General features: G+C 70.0%; 21 protein-coding genes, 1 other RNA gene and 1 pseudogene. 11 read left to right on the forward strand and 12 right to left on the reverse strand.

Going from position 1 to position 26,111, the window contains the following annotated elements:
• Nucleotides 1–82 precede the first annotated feature (82 nt).
• From IEZ11_RS00515 to rnpB, 5 genes and pseudogenes are all read left to right on the forward strand, one after another.
• Complete coding sequence (locus IEZ11_RS00515) at nt 83–499, forward strand: DUF4260 family protein (RefSeq protein WP_189260496.1); 417 nt, start codon at nt 83–85, stop codon at nt 497–499.
• A 103-nt stretch (nt 500–602) separates the two neighbouring features.
• Nucleotides 603–1,112, forward strand: coding sequence for a TetR/AcrR family transcriptional regulator (locus tag IEZ11_RS00520; protein ID WP_189261081.1), 510 nt, complete (start codon nt 603–605; stop codon nt 1,110–1,112).
• Nucleotides 1,113–1,190: 78 nt separating this feature from the next.
• Nucleotides 1,191–1,958 (forward strand): helix-turn-helix transcriptional regulator, encoded by a 768-nt coding sequence (locus IEZ11_RS00525; RefSeq protein WP_189261082.1) that lies wholly within the window; start codon nt 1,191–1,193, stop codon nt 1,956–1,958.
• Nucleotides 1,959–1,974: 16 nt separating this feature from the next.
• Nucleotides 1,975–2,757 (forward strand): annotated as a pseudogene (locus IEZ11_RS52345) (DMT family transporter); the annotation flags it as partial.
• Nucleotides 2,758–2,875: 118 nt separating this feature from the next.
• Nucleotides 2,876–3,293: RNase P RNA component class A (gene rnpB, locus IEZ11_RS00540), an RNA gene on the forward strand.
• 70 nt (nt 3,294–3,363) lie between these two features.
• Here the strand turns inward: rnpB and IEZ11_RS00545 are convergent.
• Entirely contained in the window at nt 3,364–5,028 is a 1,665-nt protein-coding gene (locus IEZ11_RS00545) for a TIGR04141 family sporadically distributed protein (protein ID WP_189260498.1), read from the reverse strand.
• A 250-nt stretch (nt 5,029–5,278) separates the two neighbouring features.
• Between IEZ11_RS00545 and IEZ11_RS00550 the strand changes: the two genes are divergently transcribed.
• Nucleotides 5,279–6,934 carry an N-6 DNA methylase gene (locus IEZ11_RS00550; RefSeq protein ID WP_189260499.1) on the forward strand — a complete coding sequence of 552 codons (1,656 nt, stop codon included), beginning with the start codon at nt 5,279–5,281 and terminating at the stop codon, nt 6,932–6,934.
• Nucleotides 6,935–6,948: 14 nt separating this feature from the next.
• Here IEZ11_RS00550 and IEZ11_RS00555 read toward each other — a convergent pair whose 3' ends face one another.
• From IEZ11_RS00555 to IEZ11_RS00585, 7 genes are all read right to left on the reverse strand, one after another.
• Nucleotides 6,949–9,084 (reverse strand): UvrD-helicase domain-containing protein, encoded by a 2,136-nt coding sequence (locus IEZ11_RS00555; protein ID WP_189260500.1) that lies wholly within the window; start codon nt 9,082–9,084, stop codon nt 6,949–6,951.
• Nucleotides 9,085–9,114: 30 nt separating this feature from the next.
• Nucleotides 9,115–10,362: an McrC family protein gene (locus IEZ11_RS00560; RefSeq protein ID WP_189260501.1), complete on the reverse strand. Its 1,248-nt coding sequence runs from the start codon at nt 10,360–10,362 to the stop codon at nt 9,115–9,117.
• Nucleotides 10,363–10,364: 2 nt separating this feature from the next.
• On the reverse strand, nt 10,365–12,191 hold the full coding sequence (locus tag IEZ11_RS00565; protein ID WP_189260502.1) for a DUF4357 domain-containing protein: 1,827 nt from the start codon (nt 12,189–12,191) through the stop codon (nt 10,365–10,367).
• Nucleotides 12,192–12,870: 679 nt separating this feature from the next.
• Nucleotides 12,871–15,369: an Hsp70 family protein gene (locus IEZ11_RS00570; protein WP_189260503.1), complete on the reverse strand. Its 2,499-nt coding sequence runs from the start codon at nt 15,367–15,369 to the stop codon at nt 12,871–12,873.
• Nucleotides 15,370–15,543: 174 nt separating this feature from the next.
• Nucleotides 15,544–16,179 carry a nucleotide exchange factor GrpE gene (gene grpE, locus IEZ11_RS00575; RefSeq protein ID WP_189260504.1) on the reverse strand — a complete coding sequence of 212 codons (636 nt, stop codon included), beginning with the start codon at nt 16,177–16,179 and terminating at the stop codon, nt 15,544–15,546.
• Nucleotides 16,176–16,463, reverse strand: coding sequence for a hypothetical protein (locus IEZ11_RS00580; RefSeq protein WP_189260505.1), 288 nt, complete (start codon nt 16,461–16,463; stop codon nt 16,176–16,178). The genes grpE and IEZ11_RS00580 overlap by 4 nt, the downstream gene beginning before the upstream one ends.
• Nucleotides 16,460–18,205, reverse strand: a complete 1,746-nt coding sequence (locus IEZ11_RS00585) for a hypothetical protein (protein WP_189260506.1) — start codon at nt 18,203–18,205, stop codon at nt 16,460–16,462. Before IEZ11_RS00585 ends, IEZ11_RS00580 begins: the two co-directional genes overlap by 4 nt.
• A 647-nt stretch (nt 18,206–18,852) precedes the next feature.
• On the opposite strand from IEZ11_RS00585, the gene IEZ11_RS00590 reads away from it, so the two are divergent.
• Nucleotides 18,853–19,512, forward strand: a complete 660-nt coding sequence (locus IEZ11_RS00590) for a nucleotidyl transferase AbiEii/AbiGii toxin family protein (RefSeq protein WP_189260507.1) — start codon at nt 18,853–18,855, stop codon at nt 19,510–19,512.
• A 52-nt stretch (nt 19,513–19,564) separates the two neighbouring features.
• Here IEZ11_RS00590 and IEZ11_RS00595 read toward each other — a convergent pair whose 3' ends face one another.
• The gene (locus IEZ11_RS00595) at nt 19,565–20,197 is read right to left on the reverse strand and encodes a DUF6879 family protein (protein ID WP_189260508.1); all 633 of its coding nucleotides are present in this window, start codon (nt 20,195–20,197) and stop codon (nt 19,565–19,567) included.
• Nucleotides 20,190–20,459, reverse strand: a complete 270-nt coding sequence (locus IEZ11_RS00600; protein WP_189260509.1) for a hypothetical protein — start codon at nt 20,457–20,459, stop codon at nt 20,190–20,192. The genes IEZ11_RS00595 and IEZ11_RS00600 overlap by 8 nt, the downstream gene beginning before the upstream one ends.
• A gap of 228 nt (nt 20,460–20,687) precedes the next feature.
• On the opposite strand from IEZ11_RS00600, the gene IEZ11_RS00605 reads away from it, so the two are divergent.
• Together IEZ11_RS00605 and IEZ11_RS00610 are read left to right on the forward strand one after the other, a co-directional pair.
• Complete coding sequence (locus IEZ11_RS00605) at nt 20,688–21,098, forward strand: hypothetical protein (protein WP_189260510.1); 411 nt, start codon at nt 20,688–20,690, stop codon at nt 21,096–21,098.
• 8 nt (nt 21,099–21,106) lie between these two features.
• Complete coding sequence (locus tag IEZ11_RS00610) at nt 21,107–23,245, forward strand: tetratricopeptide repeat protein (RefSeq protein ID WP_229712753.1); 2,139 nt, start codon at nt 21,107–21,109, stop codon at nt 23,243–23,245.
• Between the two features lie 59 nt (nt 23,246–23,304).
• On the opposite strand, the gene IEZ11_RS00615 is transcribed toward IEZ11_RS00610, so the two are convergent.
• Nucleotides 23,305–23,808: an ATP-binding protein gene (locus IEZ11_RS00615; RefSeq protein WP_189260512.1), complete on the reverse strand. Its 504-nt coding sequence runs from the start codon at nt 23,806–23,808 to the stop codon at nt 23,305–23,307.
• Between the two features lie 168 nt (nt 23,809–23,976).
• Here IEZ11_RS00615 and IEZ11_RS00620 point away from each other — a divergent pair, with 168 nt between their 5' ends.
• Complete coding sequence (locus IEZ11_RS00620) at nt 23,977–24,858, forward strand: helix-turn-helix domain-containing protein (protein WP_189260513.1); 882 nt, start codon at nt 23,977–23,979, stop codon at nt 24,856–24,858.
• The gene (locus IEZ11_RS00625; RefSeq protein ID WP_189260514.1) at nt 24,855–25,040 is read left to right on the forward strand and encodes a DUF397 domain-containing protein; all 186 of its coding nucleotides are present in this window, start codon (nt 24,855–24,857) and stop codon (nt 25,038–25,040) included. Before IEZ11_RS00620 ends, IEZ11_RS00625 begins: the two co-directional genes overlap by 4 nt.
• Nucleotides 25,041–25,091: 51 nt before the next feature.
• Here the strand turns inward: IEZ11_RS00625 and IEZ11_RS00630 are convergent, their stop codons facing one another.
• Nucleotides 25,092–26,108 carry an EcsC family protein gene (locus IEZ11_RS00630; RefSeq protein WP_229712754.1) on the reverse strand — a complete coding sequence of 339 codons (1,017 nt, stop codon included), beginning with the start codon at nt 26,106–26,108 and terminating at the stop codon, nt 25,092–25,094.
• Nucleotides 26,109–26,111 lie beyond the last annotated feature (3 nt).

Consider the following 26,111-nt stretch of genomic DNA (forward strand, 5'->3'; position numbering starts at 1 on the left):
ACCGCACCCGCTTGACGGCTAACGCCGTTAGCTCTACCGTCATGGCTAACAGCGTTAGCTGAATTGCCCTCGGGAGGCAGCCATGACCAGCGGCACCACGGACATCACCACCCCCGTCACCACGGTGGTGCGGCGCACGGCGTGGCTGGCGGCCGCCCTGTTCTGGACGGCGTTCGCGGTCCTGGAGGGCGTGGACCACGGCTGGCTCGCCGGCGCGTTCGCCCTGCTCTTCGTGGTCCTCCCGGACCTCACCTTCCTGGTGGCCGTGGACGAGGCGCCCGGGACGGCGAAGGGACAGCTGCCGCCGCGCGCGGTGCCGTACTACAACGCGATGCACCGTGCGCTGGTGCCGCTGGGCCTTCTGGCGGCGTACGCGGCACAGCCCCTTTTCTCCTGGCCGCCGGCGCTCGCGGCGCTGTGCGGCTGGCTGGCGCACATCTCGTACGATCGCGCCTTCGGCTACGGACTGCGGACGAAGGAAGGCTTCCAGCGTGACTGACGCGACTGACGAGACAGGCAGGACTGGCAAGCCCGCCGCACGCACCGCACCCGATGTGCCCGCCGTAGCTCACGTGCCGGCCGCACCCTTTGCTCCCGACCGACTGACGGCGCGGGCGCGGGAGATCGTGGCGGCGGCCCGGGACCTGCTGGAGGAGTCCGGCCCCGCCGTCCTCACCATGCGCACCCTCGCCGACCGCCTGGGCATCAAGGCCCCGTCGCTCTACAAGCACTTCCCCGACAAGCATGCCGTGGAGGTCGAACTCATCGCGCAGATGCTGGAGGAGTCGGCCGCGGCACTGGAGGCGGCGGAGTCCCGCACCCCCGGCTCCCTGGAGGCGCTGGCCGAGGCGTACCGCACCTACGCCCTGGCCCACCCCCACCTCTACTGCCTGGCCACGGAACGCCCCCTGCCCCGCACGCTGCTTCCGGCGGGACTGGAGGACAGGGCCGCTCTCCCCCTCCTGCGGGCCTGCGCCGGCGATCGCGACCTGGCCCGCGCCACCTGGGCGTTCACGCACGGGATGGTGAGCCTGGAGATCCACGGCCGCTTCCCGGAGGACGCCGACCTGGACGCGGCATGGAAACGGGGCCTGCGGACGTTGCACCCTTAGCGCAAGGGGGTGCCGAGGGTGGCTGAACACGCACGGTGGACAAGAGCACGGCTGGGCCGCTGCGGCCCGTCGCTCGACATGCTGACGGCCCGCTTCGACAAACACGTGTACGCCCCGCACACGCACGCCGAGTTCTCGATCGGGGTGTGCGTAGGCGGGTCCGAGGTGATCGCCTACCGTGGCGGCCACATCCGCACCGGCCCCGGTGGGATCATCGTCCTGGCCCCCGGCGAGATGCACACCGGTGGCCCGGCCACCCCGGACGAGGGCTACGCCTACCGCGCCCTGTACGCGGACCCGTCCCTGCTGGCGGACGGCACGCTGGACGCCGTACCGCACTTCCGGGACCCGGTCGTGTACGACCCGGAACTGGTCGTGGCCCTCCGCCGGGCCCACACCGACCTGGTCGCCTGCCCGGACCCGCTGGAGGCCGAGACCCGCCTCCCCTGGCTGCTGACGGCCCTCTCCCGCCGCCACTCCACGGCAAGGCCGGCGAGGGACGAGATCCCCGGAGCCCACGGCATATCCCTCCTGGTCCGGGACCGCCTCGCCGACGAACTCACCACCCCGCCCTCCCTCGCCGACCTGGCGGCCGACCTGGGCCTCTCCCGCTACCAGCTGCTCCGGGCCTTCCGTACGACGATGGGTGTCCCGCCGTACGCCTGGCTGGCCCAGTACCGGGTCACCCGGGCCCGCGCCCTCCTGGACTCGGGCCTGCGCCCCGCGGAGGCCGCCATGCTCGTGGGCTTCGCGGACCAGGCCCACATGACCCGCTGGTTCCGCCGGGTGCTGGGGGTGACCCCGGCGGCGTACCGCAACAGCGTTCAAGACGCGGAACGGTACTGACGGCGAGACTCGCCGTATGACTGCACGCGGCTGGTTCCTGTTCTCCCTCATGGGAGTGATCTGGGGTGTCCCCTATCTGATGATCAAGGTGGCGGTGGACGAGGTGTCCCCGTCGACGGTGGTGTTCGCGCGTTGCGCAGTGGGCGCCCTGCTCCTCCTCCCCCTGGCGATCCGCCAGGGCGACCTGCTGGGCACCATCCGCACCCACTGGCGCCCGATGCTGGCCTTCGCGTGCATAGAGATCATGGGCCCCTGGTTCACTCTCACGGACGCCGAACGCCACCTGTCCAGCTCGACGGCGGGCCTGCTGATAGCGGGCGTACCGATCGTCGGGGTGGTGGCGGCGCGCTACTTCGGCGGCGAGCGGGAGCACCTGGGCGCCCGCCGGATCGCGGGCCTCCTGATCGGCCTGGCCGGCGTGACCGTCCTCACCGTCCCCCACCTCACCGGCGGCGACGCCCGCTCCCTCGCCGAGGTCCTCCTCACGGTCGTCGGCTACGCCACGGCCCCCCTGATTGCGGCGCGCCGCCTGAAGGACGTCCCGACGCTGCAGCTGATAGCGCCGTGCCTGACACTGGCGACCCTGGTCTACGCCCCGGCGGCGGCCGCGACCTGGCCGACTGTGATGCCCTCCACGAACGCGCTGCTCTCCCTCCTCGCCCTGGGCGTCCTGTGCACGGCGGTCGCCTTCGTGGCCTTCCTGGAACTGATCAAGGAGATAGGCCCGACCCGCTCCACGGTGATCACGTACGTCAACCCGGCGGTGGCGGTCGCGGCGGGCGCCCTCTTCCTGGGCGAGAGCTTCACCACGACCATCGCCGTCTCCTTCGCGCTGATCCTGACGGGGTCGGTACTGGCGACGGCGTCCTCTGCACCGAAGAGGCCGGCCCGCCCGGTAACATGGTCCACACGGCAGACGAGCCGGGCGGACGGCCGCGTGGAGTCCCCTTGACGGGGGCTTCCCGAGGAACGTCCGGGCTCCACAGGGCAGGGTGGTGGCTAACGGCCACCCGAGGCGACTCGCGGGACAGTGCCACAGAAAGCAAACCGCCGGGGACCTCGGTCCTCGGTAAGGGTGAAACGGTGGTGTAAGAGACCACCAGTGCCCAGGGCGACCTGGGCAGCTAGGTAAACCCCACCCGGAGCAAGGTCAAGAGGGAGTCCCTTCCAAGGATAGGAAGAGGTCTCCTGCGGGAACGTTTGAGGGCTGCCCGCCCGAGTTCCCGGGTAGACCGCATGAGACCGGCGGCAACGTCGGTCCTAGATGGATGGCCGTCACCCCGGCACCCGCGAGGGCCCGGGGCACAGAACCCGGCGTACAGCCCGACTCGTCTGCCACAACCACCCTGGGCCAAGTCGAATGACCCGGGTGGACCGGCTAGCGCCCCGCGACCGGTTCGGGATCTCATGCAGCTAATGAGAGTCCGCGCTCGGTGGAGATGCCGATGACTTCCACGGTCACACCCCGCGCCGCGAGCGCCTTCGCGGTCTGGGCGATGGTGATCTGGGAGAAGCCGAAGACGGACTCCGCAGTCAGGTTCTCGCGGTTCTTCAGAAGGACGCCCAGAACGATGCGCTTGGGTGTGAAATGGTCCGGGAGCAAGATCTTGCCTCCGCTGAGCCGGGCCACCTTCGTTGTGAACTCCGTACGGACCTGGGCAGACTCCTGGAGCAGTTCCACTGCGACCCTGGCCTGGCTGAAAAGGTGACTCAGCGGACCGGAACCGCCTGCGCGCTTGACGAGGACGAGGGTGCCGTCGGGCGTCAGCAGGTCGCAGATCTCGACCTGGTCCCTGGGGCGGAGCGGGTTGCTGACGTTCCTGGTGTCGAGACAGAGCCAGCCGGGCCGGTCATCAGCCACCCTGTTGTTGTAGGCGTTCTCGGACTCGCCGTCGGCCCAGGCGAGAAGCGAGACGGAGGGCGAGGGAGGGAACAGCGCGGCCACGGTGGCCCGGCACTCTTCCACATAGGCGGATCCGGCCTCGTACCACTCGCCTTCCATGAGGAAGAACCGGCGGGCGCCAAGGGGGATGCCGGTCTCCAACCAAGTCAGCGCGCTGGTGACGGCGAGCGTGTCGGCAGTCCCCGCCCCGCGGTCCTTGGCGAGGGTCACGGTCCCGTCGCGCAGCGCCTTGAGGCGCCGGCCGGGCGGTGTGAGTCGGGCGCGGGTGAGCAGGTAGCCGAGGTCGAAGTCCTCGGACCGCAGGGCTCCGCGACTGTTGATCTGCGTCAGATACGTGGTGGCCTCGGTGTATGCGGTGTGATGTCCGAAGGGAACGGAGATCGAGATGTCTCCGTCGGCCGGATGACCGAGACGGTCGTCCAGGGCCCTGTCGAGGGCGTCGAGCGTCGAGGTGTCGCTGACGGGCACGATGTGATCCACGAACTCCAGCTCACTGTGCGGGATGTCCTCGCGGCAGATCCTCGTGATGGCCCGCAGATCGGCGAGCAGGGCCTCGGGTTCGACTCCGAGTGCGATCCTCAGCCCACGTCCCCCTTGAGCGCTGACGGCCTTGCCGCGGGTGTACCGCGACCGGGTGAGCGGAAGGTCGTCGAGGTAGCCGCCCAGACTGCGCACGATGCGCGAGTGGTCACGGATGCCGAGTAGCGGGACCGGGGCGCCGCCGGGAACGAGGGAGATGTCGGTGCGCGCCTGCCCGAGCGACTTCGACACGGCCCCGCGGATCAGGTTCGGGTCCATCTGCCGGATGGCGAAGGAGAGACCGAAGCGCTGGTCCTTGAGGTGCTCGGGGATCAGCCGGTACCCCTGGTCGCAGCCGATCGCGTACACCGTGCCGTCGACGGCGAGCAGGAGCACGGCGGCGGTACGGCGGATGTTCTCGGCGACCATGATGCCTGTGGTACGCGACATGGGCTCGCACCACGGGGCCTCGGTGTGCTCGATCCCGCAGGTGACGAACACGGAAGGGACGCCGAGTACGTCGGGGAAATGCGGTTCCGCGCCGAGGTTGTCGAGAAGTTCGGCGTCAAGGGCGTTCAGCATCGCATCCGTGGTGGGGGCGACGGTGGGCAGGCGGTAAACGGTGCGTACTTCGGTGTTCGATGCCATGGTGCGCCTCCGTGGGGCAGTGACTGCTGGGTTTCGGGGACGGGTGGGACACGTCGGTGCCTCCGAGGTCGTGACTGGACGGGACATGGGCGGGTGTGTGAGGCGGGCCGGAAGGCCCTGGGCGAGGACATGCCGCACACCGCACCCGGCCAGGGACGGCCAAGTACACAAACTATGTTGCCAAGGTATGTGTACATTGTCAACGTGATTACTCTAGAAACACGATTGGCGGTCCGTGTACGCTAGGGGTATGACGGACAATGCCGCTTCATCGGTCGGCCCTCTGGTCACCGGCTCCGAGATCGCACGGCTGGCCGGAGTGACCCGGGCGGCTGTCTCCAACTGGCGTCGGCGCTACGACGACTTTCCCGCGCCGGCGGCGGGAGCCGCGAACAGTCCGCTCTACGCGCTCGCCGAGGTCCAGGAATGGCTGGACAGGCAGCGCAAAGGCCAGGAGGTTTCACCCGAGGTCGAGTTGTGGCAGGCCATGCGGGCCGCATACGGCGAACAGATGGTCGTCGGTCTGGCGGAGGTGGCCGGGGTACTGGCCGGGGAGCCCGAGGCGGGCATGCCGGACGATGTGGCCGGCCGCCTACAGGCGCTCGCCCGGGCCGAGGCACCCGTCGACCTGGTGAACGGGCTGACCGAACGGTTCATGGACTCCGCTCGACGCGCGGGCTCGGACCAGGTGACTTCCGAGCGCGTGGTGCGTGCCGTGTGCCACTTCGCTCCCCGGCTGTCGGACGACGCCACGGTCTTCGATCCCGCCTGCGGAATCGGGGTGTTGCTCCTCTCCGTCGGCGCCGTGGAGGGGATGCGCTGCCGAGGCCAGGAGATGGATGCTGACAGTGCTCGGTTCGCACAACTTCGCGCCGACCTCCTGGGCCGATCGGGTGTACAAGTCGTGGCGGGTGATTCCCTGCGTGCGGACGAATGGCCGGCACTCAGGGCGGATCTGGTCGTCTGCGACCCTCCCGCCGGCGTGACCGAGTGGGGCCGGGAGGAACTGCTGCTCGACTCCCGCTGGGAACTTGGCACTCCGTCGAAGGCCGAAGGGGAACTTGCGTGGCTCCAGCATGCCTATGCGCATACCGGACCCGGTGGCCACGTTCTCATGGTCATGCCGGCCTCTGTCGCCTACCGCAAGGCAGGCCGCCGCATCCGGGCGGAGCTCGTACGCCGTGGCATCATGCGCCAAGTGGTCGCCCTGCCGCCGGGGACGGCGACCTCCCACGCCCTGCCGATCCATCTGTGGTGCCTGCAGCGTCCCGAGAACCCTGGAAACGCGGACGCCGGCCGTACCGTGCGCATGGTCGACCTGACCGGCAACAGCCCCGACGACGGTCTGGAACCTCGCCCCGACCAGTTCGCCGACGTTCCGTTGATCGAACTCCTCGATGACACCGTCGACCTCACCCCCGGCAGCCACATCAGGGTGCGGCAGCGCGACTATCCAGGCGAATACGCCGCCCTGCGCAAGGAACTGGAGGGCGAGATCCGCCGACTTGCCGCGATCCTGCCCGCGTTCGCGCCGGGCAGCGGACCGGGCTCACTGGACGGCGCCACCACCAGCGTCGCGGATCTCGTCCGCGCGGGCCTCGTCACGTACGAAGGGTCGGAACCTGTCTCCGCCAGCGAACAGCTCGACACGGACTATCTGCAGGGATTTCTGCGCAGTTCCGGCAACACCCGCAGGGCCACAAGTGCCAGCGGGACCTACCGCCTTGACAGCAAGGGATCACGCATCCCGCGCATGGGCATGGACGAGCAGCGGAGGTACGGCTCCGCTTTCCGGTCCCTCTCCGCGCTCGAAGAGGCAATGCGTCGAGTCGGCGAGCTGAGCCGGCAACTCGCCGAAGTCGCGCGTGACGGCCTGGCCACGGGGGCCCTGGCACCGGAGGAGTGAGGGCTGGCGGCTGATCAGGTCGCCTGCGGCAGGAACGGGCTGCGGGCTCCGCTCCACGTCACACTCAGCGCTTCGCGTGCGCGAGTGCAGGCGACGAAGAGGAGACAGCGTTCCCGGAGCAGGTCGGCGTCATGCTGCAGCGTGTCCACTTCGCGTGGCGTGATCTCACGGGCGAAGGGGACCGTGCCCTCGTTCACACCGAGGACGGACACCGCGCGGAACTCCAGCCCCTTCATCGCGTGCATGGTCGCCAGTCGCACCCCCTCGATCCCCGCCGGGATCTGCCCTTTGACCCGCAGCACCGGGACACCGGAGGCCTTCAGCTTCTCCTCGGCCGCGTCGAGAGAGAGATTGAAGCGGGCGCAGACCCCGATCTCCTGCGGTGCCAGGCCCTCGGCGAGCAACGCCTGGACCCGGTCCACCAGTGCCTCGGTCTCCTCCTGCCGAGTCGTGTACCCCTGGGCCTGGGGGCGGCGCCCGTGGAGCAGGGAGCGGTATCCGGCCAGCGAGTCCGTTCCGTCACCCTCCAGAGCGTCGATGGTCACGGGTGCGAGGAGCTGTGCCGACCAGGCTAGGATCTCCTCGGTCGAGCGGTAGTTGACGCGCAACCGGAAGCTGCGGCCGGCCGTGGTGATGCCCAGAGAGGCCAGCGACACCCGGGAGTCGTAGATCCGCTGGTGTGGATCACCCGTGACGAACAGGTCGTCGGGGCCCGACGCCACGGCGGCGCGCAGCACACGCCACTGGGCGGGATGCAGATCCTGTGCCTCGTCGACGACGACGTGGGCGTACGGCGCCGACGCGCCTGCGAGGAGTTCTGCCGCGCGAGAGCAGACCTGCAAGTGGGTGGTCTCGCCGCGGTCACGCAGGAACTGCTCGAACCGCTGCACGCCGTTCCACACCTCCCGACGGCGGGCGGGCCCGAGGCCGGTGCCCCGACCGCGGCGGCTCGCGCCGAGGTAGGCGTCGAGATCCCGGAGGTTCTGGCCGAGAACGACGTGGCGGTACTCCTGGGCCAGGAACCGGGCAGTGAAGGGCAGATCGAGCTGCTTGACGGCCTTCTCCCACAACTGCCGCTGCTCCCGGTCCCCGATCGGTCTGGGCGGCGTCGCCGACTTCGCCCGCACGATGCCGTTCGCGCAGGCGTCGACCGTCGTCACATCGACCCGCGCCAGCAGCGTCTCGTCATCGTCGAGGAGCAGACCGAGCATGTCGCGCAGCCCGGCGGCGAGTGCGTTCGTGTACGTGGTGAGCAGGATGCGGCCGTCCTCGGAGTGGCCGAGGAGGTGCTTCACCCGATGCAGGGCGGCCACTGTCTTGCCCGTCCCCGGGCCGCCGGTGACCTGGGCGGGGCCTCTGTACGACGTGCGGTAGGCGACGCGCCGCTGCGAAGGGTGAAGGAAGACCCGCCAGGCCGCGAACGGCTTCTCCAGGATCTCCTCAAGCTCCCGCGGTCCTGTGACCAGGCGGATGCGTGCGGAGGTGTTGGAGATGACCGTGGCCAGGTCCTCGACCGGTTCGGCGGGCGCGTCGGCGGGCCGACGGACGGCCACGACGTCCCGGTAGACCTCTTCCGGACCGAATCCCTCGGCGAGGTACTGCAACACCTCCAACTGGTCCTCCGGCAGGAGCGTCGAGAACGCGTCCAGCTGTGCCTTGTCCACCAGTGAACGCGCGGCGCGCAGCACCTGGTCGTCGACGCCGAGCTCGCGCAGCGTGCCATCGGAGACGTCCGCGAACAGCAGGCGGGGAGCCGTGCGAGCAGCCGTCTCGTACAGCGGCGTCAGCTCGTCCAGGGCGACCGCGTTGCGCACCTCCAGGGCCCGCGTGGCGGAGTTGGCGCTGTACAGGCGCTTCGTCGCCCAGGCGTAGGCGTCGTCGTGCGGCAGGACCTTGACCAGCAGGAACATGTCGCTGCCGTCATCGGGGGCGAGGACGACACCCCGCCAGAAGCCGGTGATGCGGATGGTGCGTATCCGCCGGTCACGGGCGTTCTCGACGGACTCCAGGTGCAGTCCTTTGTCCGCGTTGAGTTCGGAGACGCTCAGGGCCTGGAACTTTGCCATGGCCTTGCGTACTCCTGCTCGAACCGGCTTCTCCAGCGTGTCGTATCCGTCCCAGAAGCTCTGGGCGAAGGCGAGCCGGGGCATGAGGTCTCTTCCTTTCCGCCTGACGGGGTTTCATGATCGGGGGAGCGGGGTGGGTTCGGCCAGCCGTCCGGCGATCCCCCGGAGGGCGGCGAGCAGTTGTCCGGGGTCGCGGGAGAGGTCGAGGCTGTGCTGGTACAACCGCACTCCCCGTCCGTCCGGTCGTCCCGCCGTTCCGCGTACCTCGTGGAAGCGCTCGGGCTGCCGTCCGGCCGCGTACACCAGGTGCGCCTCGCGCAGACCGAGCACAGTGGCGTAGGCGAGCACCTGGTAGAGGTCGGCGTTGAGGAGTCCGTCGGCCTTCTCGACCTTGTACTTGGCGTCGACGACGGCGACCGGAGTACGCCCGTCGCCGGTGCGCACGACCAGGTCGGGGCGCATCCGGACGAGACCTGCGGTGTCCAGGTGGTGGGCGTCCTGCAACCGCGCGGTCAGGCCGTGCTCGTGAAGGGCCTCGCGCAGGGCGACGGTGACGAAGTCCTCGAACAGCTTGTTCATGTCGAGCAGGAAGCCGTCCACGGCCAGCGGGTCGGATCCGGCCGGCCGGTGTTCTGGTGAGATGCCACGCAGAACGGCCTCGGCGAGTCGTAGTGCGGGCTGGTAGCGGGAGTTCAGGCGTGACGGCTGCCAACACGGCAGCTCCTGCCCGCGTATCAGCGGCAGCGCTTCGGCAAGACGTATCCGCTGATGGGCGAGGCGCCGCCGAACAGGACCTGGAACGCCCGGCAATCGCAGCAACCGCTCGGCGGCGGCGCGCAGGATGCGGTTCTCTGCGGTGTCGGCGGTGTACGCGTCGTAGGCGATCTCCACGGGCGGCGTCCGGCCGAAGTGCCGCCGGATCTGCTCGGCCTCGCGCAGCCGCCCGCGCATGACCGTCGCGGACTCCTCCACCTCCCGGTAGCCCTGCAGAACCCCCTGCCGCAGTGCTGCGTCGATCTGACGTTCCACGGCGTGCGCGAGTGCGGGGACGACATCGTCGTACGCCCCGATGTCGACGGTGCCCTCCCGGCTGTCACGCCAGGCACGTGCGGGGTCGAGGCTGAATCCCAGGAGGAAGAACAGCCGGCTCACAGGGGTCTTGGGTACAATCCGCACGACCGGACCGCCGGGCGTGCGAACGGCGCCGACCCGGCTGCCTGCCCGTAGCAGCCAGTGCCCGTCCCGGGCAGGGTCCGGGGTCGCGCTCTGCAGGATGCCGGAGGCGGCCAAGGCCCGTCCCGCCCCGGCGCCCAGCGGCACGGAGACGGCGGGACCGTACTCGCGCAAGGTCACCTCGGACACGGTCACGGGCGTTGCTCGCGCAGCGAGTCGAGGCCGTAGCGGCCGGCGATGTCGAGGCCCTCGCCGTAATGGTGCTCCTCCAGCAACGGCAGGATCTTCGTGCGCCAGGTCCGGTCGAGGCCGCCGTCGCGGTACACACCCGGCTTCATCAGGTACGACGGGCCGATGGCGAAGTCGCCGTCGTCGATGCGGGCGTTGAGGGCGTCGAGGAGACGGGCGGGCTCCGGATCCCTTCCTTCGCTTTCGAGCCAGCGCGCGAGCAGCCCGGCGGTCGGCTCGGTCCGAGGGGACAGCTCCACGAACGCGAAACGGCGCCGCATCGCCGCGTCGACCAGGGCGATCGACCGGTCGGCCGTGTTCATCGTGCCGATCACGAAGAGGTTGGGCGGGAGCGCGAAGTCGTCCCCGGAGTAGGTCAGACGGACCGACCTCGTCCGGTACTCCAGGAGGAAGTACAGCTCGCCGAAGACCTTGGCCAGGTTGGCGCGGTTGATCTCGTCGATGATCAGGAAGTGCGGGATGTGCCGGTTTCCCTCACGGGAGGCGAGATCGGCGAGCTCCCGGAGCGGGCCCGCTGTCAGCCGGAAGGCCACGTCCCGCGTCTCGGGATCCTCCACGGGGCGGAACCCCTCGAAGAAGTCCTCGTAAGCGTAGGAGGGGTGGAACTGCACGATCTTGACCTGCTCCGGTCCGCCGCCGAAGTGCTCGGCCAGCTTCATCGCCAGGTACGTCTTGCCAGTCCCCGGAGGGCCGTAGAAGACCAACTGCCGCTCATCCAGGAGCAGTTCGCGTATCTCGTCCAGCCAGGCCCGATCGTGGACGAGGAGGTCGGCGGTGAGTTCCGTGGTGATGTCCGGCAGCGACAGCTCCCGTTGGGCAGGCCGTTCGACGGTCGGGTACTCGCCGGTGCCGTCGGCCGCTGCGGGGCCCGCACGCTCCGGACGCCCGACGAGCCCGTCCAGCGCGTCCAACACGCCGGTCAGGTCGACGACATCATGCTGGACGGACAGCTTCTGCTGTATCTCCTCCGGCAGTTCCTCGTACGCGTGGCTCTGCGGCAGCCAGGCGACGGTCCTGCGCAGGTTGGACAACCCGCCCGGCGACGAGGTCTGGACCGCCTCGCCGGTGACCTGCCCGACGTGCAGCCGGCCGTCACCGATGGTGGCCACCGTGTCGTCCACGCGCATCTGCGTCAGAAAGGCGTGCAACTCGTCGACGAGGCCCCGCTTCTGGTTGTACGACGCCGCCCCCTCGTATCCCTCCTCGACGTAGCGGCGCAACGCGCTCTTGGTCGGATCGGTCTCCTCCAGCGGCGGCAGATGGGCGCCCGCGAGCGACACGAAGCCCTCCTTCAGCCACAGCTGCCGCACCAGGTTGTGCCCGGAGACGTTGGAGCCGCGGACCAGCCACGCCTTCCGCGGGGGACGCCAGCTCGTGGACAGGTAGTCGGCGAGCGGATGACCTTCGGCGGTTCGCCAGGACTCCGGGCCGGAAGCGTCGTACCCGCACACCAGTGAGGCGGCGGCCGAGGAGGAGTTGCATTCGACGTCGTGGGTCACCAGCCAACGCGACGGTGCGTCGGGCCGGTCGGTATCGACGGGCGCGTCGACAAGCCCGCCGCTCGCGCGCAGATCCGCACGGACCCGGCGCGCGTGGTCACCGAGACCGGGCCATGCTTCGGCGGCCACGGCCGATCCCTCCAGCAGGAGGAACTTGTGTGTGCCGTTGCCGCCGAACTCCGCGAGCAGATGTCCGCGTGCCTCACCGCCGTCCTTGGGGAGCTTGATGCGGAACTCCGGTGCGCTGGGGAGGCGGTCGGGCTGCGGCATGGAGGACCTTCCGGGGTCGGGCTAGGCCTTGCGCGAACGTCGCCAGCTTACCTGTTGACACTGTCAAGTGACTCGCCTTTCGAGTGGCGAATCTCTAGTGCTATGCGTTGACAGTGTAAACGCACTGTCCATAGAGTGCGGATGTGCCCGGATGGCTCTGCCGGGCGGAACCGGCGGTTTATCGCTGGAGTGGGGGGCGTTATGGGTGGGGAGTCGACGGCCGAGGCCGAAAGACGCACGATCGAGGCAGAGTTGCCGTCCGCCATCGCGAGGCTCGTCAACTCTCTGGCACACGGCGGCCGACGCCTGCACCGACCCCACGGCGGCGACCCTGCGCATGGCGTACCACGTCATGGTCCCCGTGCTCGGGAGCGGCTGGTGCTGGGCTGGCAGGGGAGCGGGCTGCTGCGGCAGCTGGCGGGGCTGGACGGATGGGTGGAGTCGCGGTGACGGGATCACTGCGGCTACGAACATGCGAGGGAGCCGGCCCGGTTCCGGAGCGGTCCGATGCGCGGCGGCCGACGCCAGGGCGCTGCGATCCGCGGAGGGCTCGGTGGTCGTGTTCCCTGCGCTGCCCGCGTAGGTGCAGGTGCGCTCAGCACTGTCGGAGTTCGGTGCGGTACGTGGCGTGCGGTGCAGGGCCGAACGCACCCTGCACCGTGCCGGATTCCGCATCCTGTCACCGCTTGGACGGCAGTACGCTCCCTGCGGCCGAAGGGTTGCTCACCTCCGCGAACTGGCCACGACCCTGTTCGGCGAGGCGCCCGAGGCGTACGAGCTGGGTGTCCTGCGCGGCCTGGTCACCGCGTGCCACCGCATCGCGCAGGGCATCGCGGGCCGCCAGGACCTCCTTGCGGAGGGGCGCCGGGTACGAGTCCTGTTCGGCGAGGCGGATGGTGAGGATCGACCTGCGGACCGTCGGGTCGAGCGTGGTCCAGAGTTCTTCGGACCGCTCCGTGGCAGCCCGCATTGCTTCGACGTCCATGGCCCTGCGTGCGTCCATGACCGCCTCCCTGGCCTGGCGGAGCTCCTCCAACAGCGGTGGTGGCAGCAGCCCACGTCCGCCCCGGGTGGCGACCGTCGCCTGGGCTGCGGCATTTCGGGCCTTCGTGCACAGTTCCAGGATGTCGCGGGCCGAGTCCAGCAGCCCGTCCAGGGAACGGCCCACGGTCTCCCCCTTGCCCAGGGCCTCCAGGTCGCCCATCACCTCGGTGAGCGCGTCACGCTCGGCATGGGTGACTTCCTGGGACCATGCGGCCAGGAACTCGGCGTAGCGGGCGTGGAGTTCGGCCGCCTTCCGGCCGATGGCGGCGGAGACCGGACTGCGCCGGAGCCGGGCTCCGCGCCAGTCGTCGGAGCCGATGCGGTACTGCAGCTCGACGGTCCGGTCTCCGTCGAGCCTTACCTGAAGGGTGAGCGGTACGTCGCCCCGCAGGCTGTCGGTGCGCCCGTGGACGAAGCCGCCGCAGAACTCGTTGCGCTGCGCCGACCGCAGGTGCGGCCCCTCCCACACCTGGAACCGCACCGATCCCTCGCTGCCACCGCGCACCACGAGGTCGTCCACCCGGTGCCATTCGGTCGGGTAGAGCGTGCCGCCCGGGAAGAGGACCTCCACGGTGCCGTCATCGAGTTCGATCCCGATGTGCTGCGCCGTGACCTGTTCGGCGAGAGCGGTGCCGAAGTCGCCGCCGCAGTTGGAGCAGTTGCTGAGACCGACGGCGTTGACCATCCCGCAGCCGGGGCACTTCAGGCCGCCCGCGTCCAGGGGCGCGTCGCAGTCGAGGCAGGCGGTCGCGGGATTGTCGACCCGGCCGCATTCCGGGCACTCCCTGCGGGTGGGCGCCGGAACTGCGGCGCGCAGTCCGGACAGGTCCGTGGTGCACACGGGACAGGCGGCGGTGAGCTCGGGTGCGGGGACATGGCAGGCCGGGCAGTCCACGGTGGCCGTGCCGAGCAGCGGGGTGGCACAGCCGGGGCAGGCGTCCTCGGTGAGGGGAATGCCTTCGACGGTGCAGGCCTCGGCGGGGCAGTCGAGGGTACTGAGAAGGCCGGCCTCCACGGCGGCGCCGTGGGCGACGGCCGTCATGGGATCGACGGTGTGCGACACGGTGTCCTCGCCGAAGAGGTCCTCGAGGTCGCGCCGGACGGCGGGGATGTGCGTGGAGCCGCCGACCAGAAGGACACGCTGGACGTCCTCGGGAAGCGCCTGGCCCTCCTTGAGCACCGACTCGACCGTCACCCGCATCCGGCGCAGGTGCTCGGTGAGGAGCTTTTCGAGGACCGGGCGCCGCACCTCTCCGGACCAGGAACCGCCCTGACGGCCGAGCGGGGCCAAGGTCACCTCGGAGACGTCCCGCGCGGACAGCTCGACCTTCGCGCGTTCGGCGGCGGCCCGGATCCGGGAGGCGTCTCCGTCAGCGCTGTGGTCGCGTCCGCCGAGCTGCTCGCGCAGGTGGCCGTCGAGCAGCGCGTCGAAGTCGGCGCCGCCCAGCAGGTTGTCCCCACCCAGGTTGTCCACCCCGCAGTAACCCGGTCCGATCGTCAGCAGCGACACGTCGAAAGTGCCGCCGCCGAGATCGAAGACGAGCACGGTGGCGTGGTCCCTGGTGCCGTTCTCGCCCGATCTGACGCCGAAGGCGTGTGCGGCGGCGGTCGGTTCCGTCAGGATCTGCGCCACGTGGAAGCCGGCCAGCCGCCCGGCTTCCCGCACGGCGTCGATCTGCGGCTCGGCGAAGTACGCCGGCACCGTGATCACGGCACGCCGGAACGGTGCCCCCGCCGCGCTCTCGGCGTCCTCCTTGAGCCGGCGCAGCAGGATGGCGGAGACCTGCACCGGCGAGAGGTAGTGCTCGCCCAGCCGGATCTCCACGGAGCCGTCGGCGCTCGCCCGGACGGGCGGCGCGTCCTGGGGCCGGGTCTTCAGCGCCTGCTGTACGAGTTCGTCGTCCCAGCGCCGCCCGATCAGCCGCTTCACCTCCGTGATCACGGAACCGGGGTCACCTTTGCGCCAATTGAGGGCTTCGTGCCCGACCAGCAGGGCACCACGGGAGCCGATCCCGAGAGCCGAGGGGGTGGCCTGGTCGCCGTGCCGGTTGGGCAGGACGACGGGCTCGCCGTTGTACATCCAGGCCGTGACGGAGTTGGTGGTGCCGAGGTCGATGCCGAGAGTCCGGTGCATGGAAGGTCGCTTCCTGGTAGGGATGGGGCGACGGACGTAGGACGTGGGAAAGGCGTCTGGCTGTGTGCGGGGCGGGCTGCTCCGTCCCGCCGGGGCGGGACGGAGACCACCGCGCGTCGGCGCCCCTCCCGGGATGCGCAGGGACAGGCGCGCGTGCGGAACCCTGTGACCGGCTCAGTCGCGGCGCCGCCGTCGTCTCCGCCTGGCTGAGGACTTGCGCAACAGGTGCCGTTGGGAGCGGCTGGTACGTCGTGGCTGAGCTCGCTTGACATCGGCCGAGGTCATCCCGGAGGCCGCGGGAGCCAGACCGTCCTCGGCCGCCGGGGCCGGCTCGGATTCCGGTGCGGGGCCCGGCACCGCGACGATCACCTGCGCGGCCCGCAGCGTGGCCGTGCCGAACCGGAAGCCGGTGACCTTCTCCTTCAGCACCGTGCCGCCCGGCACGGAGGGGTCACTTTCCGTGCCGACGACGCGCATCTCCGCCGTATCGACGGCCTTGCCCACCACATCCATCGGCCTGACGTCGTGCCGGGCGAACTCGCCACGCAGCATCACCTGTGCCGCCTCGATTTGCTCCCCCACCGCGACGGCGGCCGAGGCCGCCGCACGGGTGGAGCCCACCTCGTACAGGGCGCCGGCCCGGCGGCGGGTGTCGGCGAGCAGGTCGTCCAGGGGCAGCAGGGAGCTGAGGAGAGCCTGCAGCCGGGCCTCGGCCTCGTCGCGTTTACGGGACAACGCCTCGACCCGGCGCCGCAGTTTGTCGAGTTCGGAGGGCGGGCCGGTGGCAGTGGTCGGGGCGGGTTCGGTCACGGACGTTCCTCGGTGGTGTCGGGCCGGGACAGGGGCGGGGTGAGCATGTCGGCGACCAGGGAGGCGACGGGACCGCGGGATGCCCGGTCGGCCCGGCGGATGGCCTCCTGCCTTCCCTGATCCTTGTGTGCTGCGACGAGAGCCTGCGCCATCTGCCTGCGCAGGACCGGGAGCCGGACGCCCGGTGCGCTGCCGGGGACGAGCTCGTGAAGCGTGGGGCCGAACCAGGGAATCGGGGGTGTGTCAGGGCCCTCGGCTTCCGAGGCCGGCTTGTCGACGGTCAAAAGAGGGTCTCCTGTCCGCAGTCGTCGTCGCGGCGGGGCCGGGGGACGGGCCCGAACAGCAGGCCCTGGTCCGGCAGTCCGGCGCCGATCCGTGCCGCGCTCGCGCGGTCGCGCTGCGCCCGGCCGAGGTCGCCGTCCGCCTCGCGTGCCTTGGCACGGCGCAGGTAGGCCGTTTGCACGGTCTGGTCGAAGCGTGCGCTCACGCCGGTCCGCATCCGGTCCCGAAGGAACAGCTCGATGACGTCCGACGGGGACGCCATGGCCTCCAGGTGCTCGGCGAGGTGCAGCACGGCTTCGTCGTGTTTCTCCCTGACGTGACCCCGGGTCGGTCCGGCGAAGTCGACGGCCGCGCCGAGCAGGTCGACGCGGCGTTCCATACCAGCGCGTGTGCCCGCAGCGCCGGCCGACCGGGCCGCGTCCACCAAGAGATCGACGAGGATGTCGTCGACGCGCTCTTTCCCGTACGGGCCCACGCCACCCACGTGCCGGATCATGCCGCGTACGGCCGACCGTGCCGCCGCCGCATCCCCGCGGGACGCGGCGGTCACGGCCCGCCCGGTGTAGTGGCCTCTCAGCCATGCGCGGGCCGGCGCACAGTCAGGATCACGCCTCAGCAGGCCCCGCACCGCGGTCGCGCGGACCTTCTCCCCGGGTTCCGCTCCGTCGAGCGTCAGGTGCAGGTCCGCCCGCAGATGGTCGTCGAGGCCGGACCTGGCCTCCCGGTCCGTCGGGGACACGACCAGGGCCCGCGCGAAGCGGTTCCTGCTCTGCCGTGGGTCACTGGCGAAGACCCTCTGCCCCTGAAGCACCAGCTCGGCGGTGAGGTCGCCTGCCAGTGAACCGTCCTCGGGCAGCAGCAGCTCGTGCGCCAGCTCCAGCCCCAGGATGCGGGCGATGGGCGAGTTGCCGTGTCCGTTGGAGGTCCGCCCGACGTTCTTCCCCGCGCGGAATACGGTCTTCCGCTCCTCGACGCCGAGGATGTGTCCGAGCCGCGCCGCCGCGCTGTAATCCGTGAGCGCCTCGCTCCACTCCTTGGCCCGCGCCCGGTCCTGGCCTTGTTCCGCGAGGGCCTGGGCGAGCGCGTCGGCGCACGCGCGGTGGTCGGGCGAGTCACCGGCCCAGGTGGCCGGGTCGGGGTGGCGCGCGGTGTAGCTGTCGAGGAGGTCGAGGCGACGGCCGTGGCCCACGAGATGCCGTGCGGCAAGCCCGAGCGGGAGCAGGGCGTCGGGCCCGGCGTCGGAGGGGCTGGAGGGTACGACCGAAGGGGTGACCGACTCGGCCTCCCAGGCGGTCACCCAGGCAGCGAGAGCGTCCCGGCCGCTCCGGACGTCCAAGGAGTGCAGCAGGTCGGTGATGCGCCCGCTGAGATGGCGCCGGCCGTCCTCCCACAGCTCGTCCGGCACCGGAGCGCCGCGCCGCTCGGCGAGCAGCGCGCGGAAACCACCCCGGTCCTCCTCGTCCAGGAGATACGCCCACAGGACGATCGCGAGCGCGGCCGTACCGGCTTCGGCGTGCCGTCCCCCGTCTTCCGCCAGCCTGCGGAGGGCGCTCACCGCGAGGGCGTGGACGACCCCCGTAGCCGCCGTGTGGAGGTCGGAACGGCCGGGGCACCGCCGGACCGCCTCCGGCCAGTCCCCGACCCGCGCGGCCAGCGCGCTGCGGAGCACGACGTACCGTACTGCGACGTCGGTGGTGTCGGGTCCGCCGAACTCCGCCCGGAACCGCTGCAGAAGCGGACGCACGACCGCGAACTCTGCGCGGACGAAGGCATGTTCGGCAGCTTCCAGCAGGTGGTCCGGCGTGGCAGGCCGACTTGATCCACCGGTGTCGTCCCCCCGCACGGTCCGTTGCCCCCCTGAGCGGTCTACGCGGCAACAGTCACCGTAAACAAGTGTGTTGACGACCGCAACACGCTAATGGGCGAGGTGGTCCACCCGCATCGCGCCGCGCAGGGCCGAGATCCCAGCGGACTTGGCTGACCTGTGACTTTCACGATTCCGAGCCCTGATGATTGCAATCTCATTACATTCGACACGAGATGCAAAGCTCCCCTCGCTGGCGTCTACAGAGATGGCAGAGCCCACTTCTCGGCAGATTTCGGGAGGGTCGCTCTCGGACTCCCCGGTTTCGTTTGCCCTCACGTTCACGCCTGTGGTGGCTCCTCGTCGCTCCGGCGCAGGTCTCCCCGGCGAGCGGCTGCCATGGACCGTGCGTTGATCCGCCGGGGGCCTACGCGAGGATTTGGTGGCCTTCCTTCACCACCGGCTGCTGGCCGAGCAGTGGCCGGTCCTCCATCGCCTGGTCAGCCCCTGCATCCGCGAGGTCTGGGAGGACGCCTTCCCTGAGCTGCTCCGCACCGCTCCGGGCGACGCGACCGTGCGACCGTCGCGTGAAGCTCACTCCGCTCCACGAGCGTCTCCTTGCCGACATTCTCGACCTTGGCTCTCCCTATCCTCTGGTCCTCACCGGCGGATATGCCGTGCAGGCCCACGGCTTGGTCGAACGCTTCAGCCGCGACCTGGATGTTGCCACGGAGAACCCCGCCCCGATGGAGGAGATCGTCGCTTCCCTCACAGCCGGACTCACCGTGCGCGGATGGCGGACGACACATGTCCAGACCGCCCCGCTCAGTGGCCGGTTCCTGGTCACCGACCCAGCCACCGGCGAGGAGTGCGAGGTGGACGTCCTGAAGGAGGCATTCTGGGCCCCGCCCGCGCAGACCCCTTACGGTCCCGTCCTCTCCCTCGACGACGTGATCGGCGCCAAGGTCCGCGCCCTCGCCGACCGCGACACCGTCCGCGACCTCATCGACGTCCAAGCGGCTTCCCGTCACCGGTCCACTGCCGGCCTCGAAGCCCTCGGCCGCCGCCGCACCCACGACGAATTCAGTCTGGAGGACCTGCGCGACCGACTCGTCGGCGCGGACTGGTACGAGGACGAGGACTATGCGGCCTACGGTCTCAGCTCCCGGCAAATCGAAGAACTCAAGGCGTGGGCGCTTGAGTGGGCGGAGGACTTGGGCGCGCGGATCCACGAGGAGAACGCCTGACAAGTTGAGTTGCGTCCGCTCGCTTTCCGATCTTCCGCCCTGCCGATCACCGTCAACCGGGAAAACCCGTCTGGGCGCCTGGCCTCTGAGGCGGGGCGAGCGGGGCGATCTCACGGTCGAAGAAAGCATGGAATCCCTCACCGAGCTCGTAGAGCGTGTCGAATCCGAGCGATGTCTCCCGGATCAGCGATCGCTCGGTGAAACAGTTGGCGCCTGCCGCGTTCCCGTCATCGTCGTAGACCACCTCGTACATGGCCGCGTCCCCGAGAATCACCACTTCCGGAACCGGGCGTTCCTTCTCGATGTCCGAGATCTCGCGGGCGTCCAGCACCGTGATGTCGTCGCCCAGCTCCACGCGCACCCGCAGCACGAAGAACTCCCACTGCACGTACGGTGTGATCGGGAACTCCACGACGCGAAGACGGCGGTGCCGGATGCCGAGCTGCGCAGCCTTCTGGAGTTCCCGCGCATAGTCGTCATGTCTCTCGTCGGCGAGGGACAGTGCCCGCGTCCAGTCACCCGCGGCGAAAGCCTCCCAGCTGGCGAAGCCCCGCTCCTTGAAATGCTGCCCCCGTTCGAGCTTGTTCAGGAAGCCGATGCCGCTGTTGTAGACCCGGCCGAAGTCCGCGTGATACGTGGGGCGGTCCATGCGCTCGGAAACACCGCTGGGGAAGGAATCAAACACTGGGGATATCCGGCTTCGCCGCGACGAGCATGTTCCTCGGGATGACCACGAGTCGTTCGTCCGCCCCGATCGACACCCCGTCGGGCAGGTTCGCGCCGAGCGACTGGGTGAGGTCCCGGCCGATGACGGCGATGTCTCCGTTGGCGAGTTCCCAGATGTCCGGGCAGTCGGGGGTACCGGTTGTGTTTCCCAGCTCTTGGGGCGATTTTCCCAGCCGCCGTTTGAAAGTCGTGGCCGGATCCGCTTCCCATGGCCTGGTCACTGGCGTCGCCCCCTCGAACGGTCCGGTGGCGGTACTGTAGCGCCGGACATGCTCGCCTGACCATGTGTTAAGTCCGGCCCGGGGCTGAAATGGCGGCGCGCGATGCCTCCTTGTCTCATCTCGCTCAAGAGTGGAACGATATTGAGCGGGAGAGGGAATCGCGTCGGCGTCTGAGTGGCGTTACTTTTCCGCCACGCTGTCGGAAAAACGAGCGAATGGAGGGGCGCTGTGGACCCGGAGGTGACCTCGCTCGCACAAAGCGCAGGAACCACCTTGGTCACGCTGATGGCGACCGATGCCTGGCAGCGCACGCGCGAGGGCCTCACACAGCTCTGGCGCCGGATGCAACCCGAGCGTGCCGAGATCGTAGCCGCCGAGTTGGAGGCCGGCCGCGAGGATGTCCTGGCCGCCATGGCGGCACATGACCAGGAGACGTTGAACGAACTGCGTCTGCAGTGGCAGGGCCTGGTACGGCGGCTGATCGTCAGCCGGCCTGCCGCCGCGGCGGAGCTGCGCGCGCTGCTGGACGAACTCGATCCCGACGGCACGGCTGCCCGGCGGATCACTCAGCACGCCACTGCTTCCGGCCAGGCCCGGATCTACCAGGCAGGACGAGACCAGCACATCGCCGATCGATGACAGGCGGAATGGACGGTCACGCTGAGGACCGGGGGCGTGTCTACCAGGCGTCAGGTGACCAGCACATCAACGAACACCACCACTACGGCGACACGTCCGGGCCGAGTGGCCCGGACTCGGTCCGCCGCCCGGCGGTCGGGCGGTCTCCGGCCGTGCTGCGCGACCGCACAGAGGTGATGGAACGCCTGCGGGCAGGCGTCGAGGCGGGACGCGGCGGTGACGTCTACGTGCTGTACGGGATGGGCGGCTGCGGCAAGACAGCGGTCGCCTGTGCCTTCTTCCAGGTGGCCACCGGCAACCACGGCCGTGCGGGCCTGTGGGTCAACGCCTCCGACCGTGCGAGTCTGCGCGCCGGCATGCTGGCGGTCGCTGCCGACCGGGGGGCGAGCGACGGTGAACTGCTGGCTGCCCGCAACGGTCTACGTCCCGCGGCCGATCTCGTCTGGCAGTATCTCGACCGCTCCGCCGAGCCCTGGCTGCTGGTCCTCGACAACGCGGACGAGCCGGAGATCCTCCGGGACGGCAGCTGGCTGCGAACCAGCCCACGCGGCACCGTCGTGGTGACCACCCGCCGGGCAGCCGCCCGCTGGTGGCCAGGGGCCGAACTGCAGCACATCGGCGTACTGCCCCGGGAGGACGCCGCACTCGTGCTGTGCGACCTCGCCCCGCACAGCGGTACAGCCGAGCAGGCGGCACAGATCGCGGACCGGCTCGGGCGGCTGCCACTCGCCCTCACGCTGGCCGGCGGCTTCCTCTCCCATCAGGTGCTCGACCCCTGGACGATGGACGCATACGGGCATCACCTCGACGAAGACGAGCGGGTCCAGCTCATCGACCAAGGAGCGGACGCGCTGTCCGAGGCGGATCCGCGGCACCTGGTCGGCCTGACCTGGCAACTGACACTCGACACGTTTGAGGCGCGCGGGCTGCCTGAAGCGGCGGCACTGCTCAGGCTGCTGGCCCGGTTCGCTCCGGAGCCGCTGCCGTTGTCCCTGCTCAACCGTGCCGACATCAGCGGAGTCCTCCCGCGCGCCCGTACCGAAACAGCGCTGAGAGCCCTGCTGGACCAGTCGCTGACCGAACTGGTCGACGTCGGCGTGCGCTCCGTACAGAGCCACGGAGTACTCCTCGACAGCGTGGCGGCGGCGACACCTGTCGAGCGGCTGCCCACTCTCGACGCGACGGCCGTGCGGCTGCTCGGTGCGGCCGTTCCCGCCGTACCCGACGCGGGCCCCCACGATCCGCAACTGCGGCTGCTGGTCCCTCATGTGCTCGCCTTGCTGCGACGCATCGGCGAACCGACGGCACTGGCTGATGCGCTGGCCGTGGCGACGCGACTGTCGGTCGCCCTGCACCGCACCGGCGACTATCTCTCGGCCTGGGAGACCTCCCGTACCGCGGCGGACCTCGCACAGCAGTTCCTGGGCGCGGATCACCGTCTGGTACTGGCCGCCTGTTCCAGAGCCAGCCGGGCACTGTTCCGACTGGGCAGGTATGCCGAGGCCGAGGTGGCGCTCCACAGCGTGCGGGAAACGCAGGAGAGACTGTTCGGGGCCGACGACCCCGCCACCTTGGACAGCGGCTACGGCCTTCAGCTCGTGCTGGCGAACCTCGGCAGACGCGATGAATCGCTCGCGCTTCTCCGGGCCGTCGTCGCAGGCCGCCGTACGGCACTGGGCCCTGCGCACCCGCTGACCCTGCGTGCCCGCGCCAGTCTGCTGGAGATGCTGCCGGCTTCCGAGGTGGTCACCGAAGAAGGTGGCGCGCTGCTGTCACTGCCGTCGGAATGCGCCCGGCTCCTCGGACCCGATCACACGGTGACGCTGGGTGCCCGGCACAACCACGCCTGGGCGTTGTACCTCCTGGGCCGTTTCGACGAGGCCGACGAGGAGATTCAGCTTGCCGCCGAAGCCTATGTGAGGCGTTTCGGCCCCGAGTACCCGATCGTGCTCGCGGCCCGGCAGCTTCTCTCCCGGACCCGGTCCGCGCTCGGCCACGTGGACGTGGGGATCGAGCTGATGACCGACGTCGTCGCACGGCGGGAACGCGGCCTGGGCTCCGAGCACCCCTTCACGGTCGCGAGCCGTGAGCTGCTGAACGCGTACCGATCCGGTCGATGGCGTCCGCCCCAGCCGCCCGGCGGATGACGGCGGGATGCGCGACGGTTCGTTCCGGGGAGCGGGTTTCTCCTGGTGGGCGCGGGCGGTCAGGGAGCCGCAGGCGGCCGGAAACCGGCCTCCTCCAGTTGGGCTTCGACGCCCAGGTCCACGCTGGCGTCGAGGAGTACGGCGCGTACGGTCTTGCCGCTGGGTGGGTGGGGGACGCAGTCCCAGCGGTCGGCGAGGGCGGTGACGAGCGCCAGGCCGCGTCCGCCCGCCCGGAGCCCATCGGCTTCGGCGGCGCCCGTCACGATCTGCGGGTAGAGGTCCCCGCGAGCGTCGCTGACCTCCACGCGCAGGCGCCCGGCCGACGGGTCGAAGACGAGCGTCAGCCGGAAGCAGCGGCCTGGCACGCGGCCGTGGATGACGGCGTTGGCAGCGAGCTCCGCGACCACGACTTCGGCACGCTCCGTGAGGTCGGGCGAGGCGCCCCAGGAACGCAGCTGGTTCACGCCGAGGAGCCGGGCGAGTCGTGTGCCGCGCCGCGTGGACGAGAGGAGCTGGGTGAACGTGTGTGCGGGCGCTTTGAGTTGGGGGGCTGGATGGTTCATGACGCCAGCGTGGTGGCCGGGAACGGGTGGGTGCGACCCTGACGTCCCGTACGCGGAGTCACCGTACGGGCACATGGAGTGGACGGTACGGTCGGATTTCCGTCACGCTGAGCGCGGGGCGACAGCCAAGGGACTGACGTGGTGTGCGGACGGCGAGAGGGGCGGTCCATGGACATCGACGAAGGGGATGCGGACGCGGGCGGGGGCGTGCGGGTGGCGACGGCGGGGGACTGGGAGCGGGAGCCGCACCCGTCGGACAGCCTGCGCACGTTCGGCGCGGTTGTCCAGGCGTTACGCGAACACGCGGGGCTCAGCCGGGCCGAGCTCGCCGCCCTGGTCCAGTACTCCAAGCACACCGTGGAGTCCGTGGAGTTGGGGCGCCGGATTCCGGACGAGGCGTTCGTGGAGCGCGCCGAGGCGGCACTCGGCAACACGGGTGCACTGCGCAAGGCCGCGCGCCATCTGACCCGGGGTGAGGCGGGACTTGCGGCGTGGTTCCGGCGGTGGGCTCGGCTGGAGCGGGAGGCAGTGAGCCTGTCTACGTACGAGTGCAGGCTGGTGCCGGGGTTGTTGCAGTCGGAGGCGTATGCGCGGGCACTCTTCGAGAATCGGATCCCGCTGCTGACGGATGAGCAGTTGGAGGCGCAGGTCGAGGCGAGGATGGAGCGGCAGCGAATGCTGCACGAGCGTCCAACAGTTCCGTTCCACTTCATCGTTGAGGAAGCGGTCCTGCGGCGGAGGCTGGGCGGAACCGAGGTACGGCGCGAGCAACTGAACCACGTTCTGGAGCGCACGTTGCCTCGCAATGTGACGTTGCAGATCATGCCGCTGGAAGCCGAGTACCACTCGTGCATGGATGGGCCTCTGCGCCTACTGGAGACCCCGGAAGGGCGTCGACTCGCATACTCGGAGGGCCAGGAAAGCGGGCGGCTGATTGGCGACGCGAAAGAGGTGAGAGTTCTCCAGCAGCGCTATGACACACTGCGGTCGCAGGCCCTGCACCCCAAAGATTCCCGGGCCTTGCTGGAGCGACTGCGAGGAGAGGCATGAGCACGACGGAACTCGCCTGGTTCAAGTCAAGCTATAGCGGTAGCTCGGGCGACGACTGCGTGGAGGTCGCGATCGCCGAACAGGCCGTCCACGTACGGGACTCCAAGGATGTGAGCCGTCCGGCGTTCGCGGTCGGGCGTGAGGGCTGGCGGTCGTTCGTGCGGTTCGTGGACCACGCCTGAGCGGAACGGCGGACGCGACGGTGGCGGTCTGGTCGGGCGCCACCGCAGTACTCACGTTGCGTCGGGCTGGGGGTCGTCGTCCTCGTCGTCGGTCGTCAGTGCGGCAGGGAGCGGCAGGCCGTACTTCTCGCACAGGAAGCGGGTCTGGCAGTACCGCTGGGCGTCGGCGGCCACCCTGCCGAGGACTGCGGCATTCATGCCCGCGCCGACGAGAATCCCGACGAACGGCACGACCTTGGCAACGTTCTGCACCGGTACCCTGGAGCCGGCCGGGCCGAGCTGCTGCATCAGCTTCTCCAGGGCGGCGACGAGACGGTGGTCGCTGCGGAGTTTCTGCGACCAGTTGACGCGTCCCTTGAGTGCGTGCGCCGCCCGGGCTGTGTCACGCAACGGCTCGGCCTTCGCCGCCTGGGCCATGAACGACCGGCGTACCAGGCGCTGGATGAAGACCTGCTCTTCGGGGTCCTTGGCGTCGTAACCGTACGAGTACGCGATGCGCGAGGCGATCGACGTGCTCAGTACCTGGACGACGAGGATGTCCGCCGTCATCGCGGCGGGGATACCGGCGACGGGGACCAACGCCAGCACGCCCATGGCGCCGCCTTCGAAGGCGCCTGCGGTGCGCCACTTGAGGGTGTTGCGGGTCAGCAGGCGGTCGCAGAACTTGAGGTCCTGCTTCCGTAGTTCGGTGAAGCTGTCGAGTTCGAGCCCCTGCTTGCGGGCGATCTTCTCGACGTTTTTCGGTTCGTTGAGCTCCCTGGCCGACTCGTTGACCAGGTCAAGCAACGCCGCAGCGCCCGCGAGCGCCGGTCGCAGGGCCTTGTCGGCGACCGCGTCGCCCGCGCGCCGCATCGGTTCCGCTACAGCGTCCGGGACGGCGTCGGCAACCCGTCTGGTGGCTTTCCCCGCGACCTCGCCGGTGCGACTGAGCGCGGTGCTCGCCCAGTTGGGCAGGCCACGGCGGTTGTTGCGGCGCTGCCAGTGGTCGTTGAGCTTGGCCCACACCTGTTTGTCGTACTCGCTCATCGCGGGTATTGCGCCGGGGAGTCTGTCGGCGTTGGTGCTCACGGA

It is taken from the genome of Streptomyces fuscichromogenes (assembly GCF_014645815.1).
Taxonomy (GTDB): domain Bacteria; phylum Actinomycetota; class Actinomycetes; order Streptomycetales; family Streptomycetaceae; genus Streptomyces; species Streptomyces fuscichromogenes.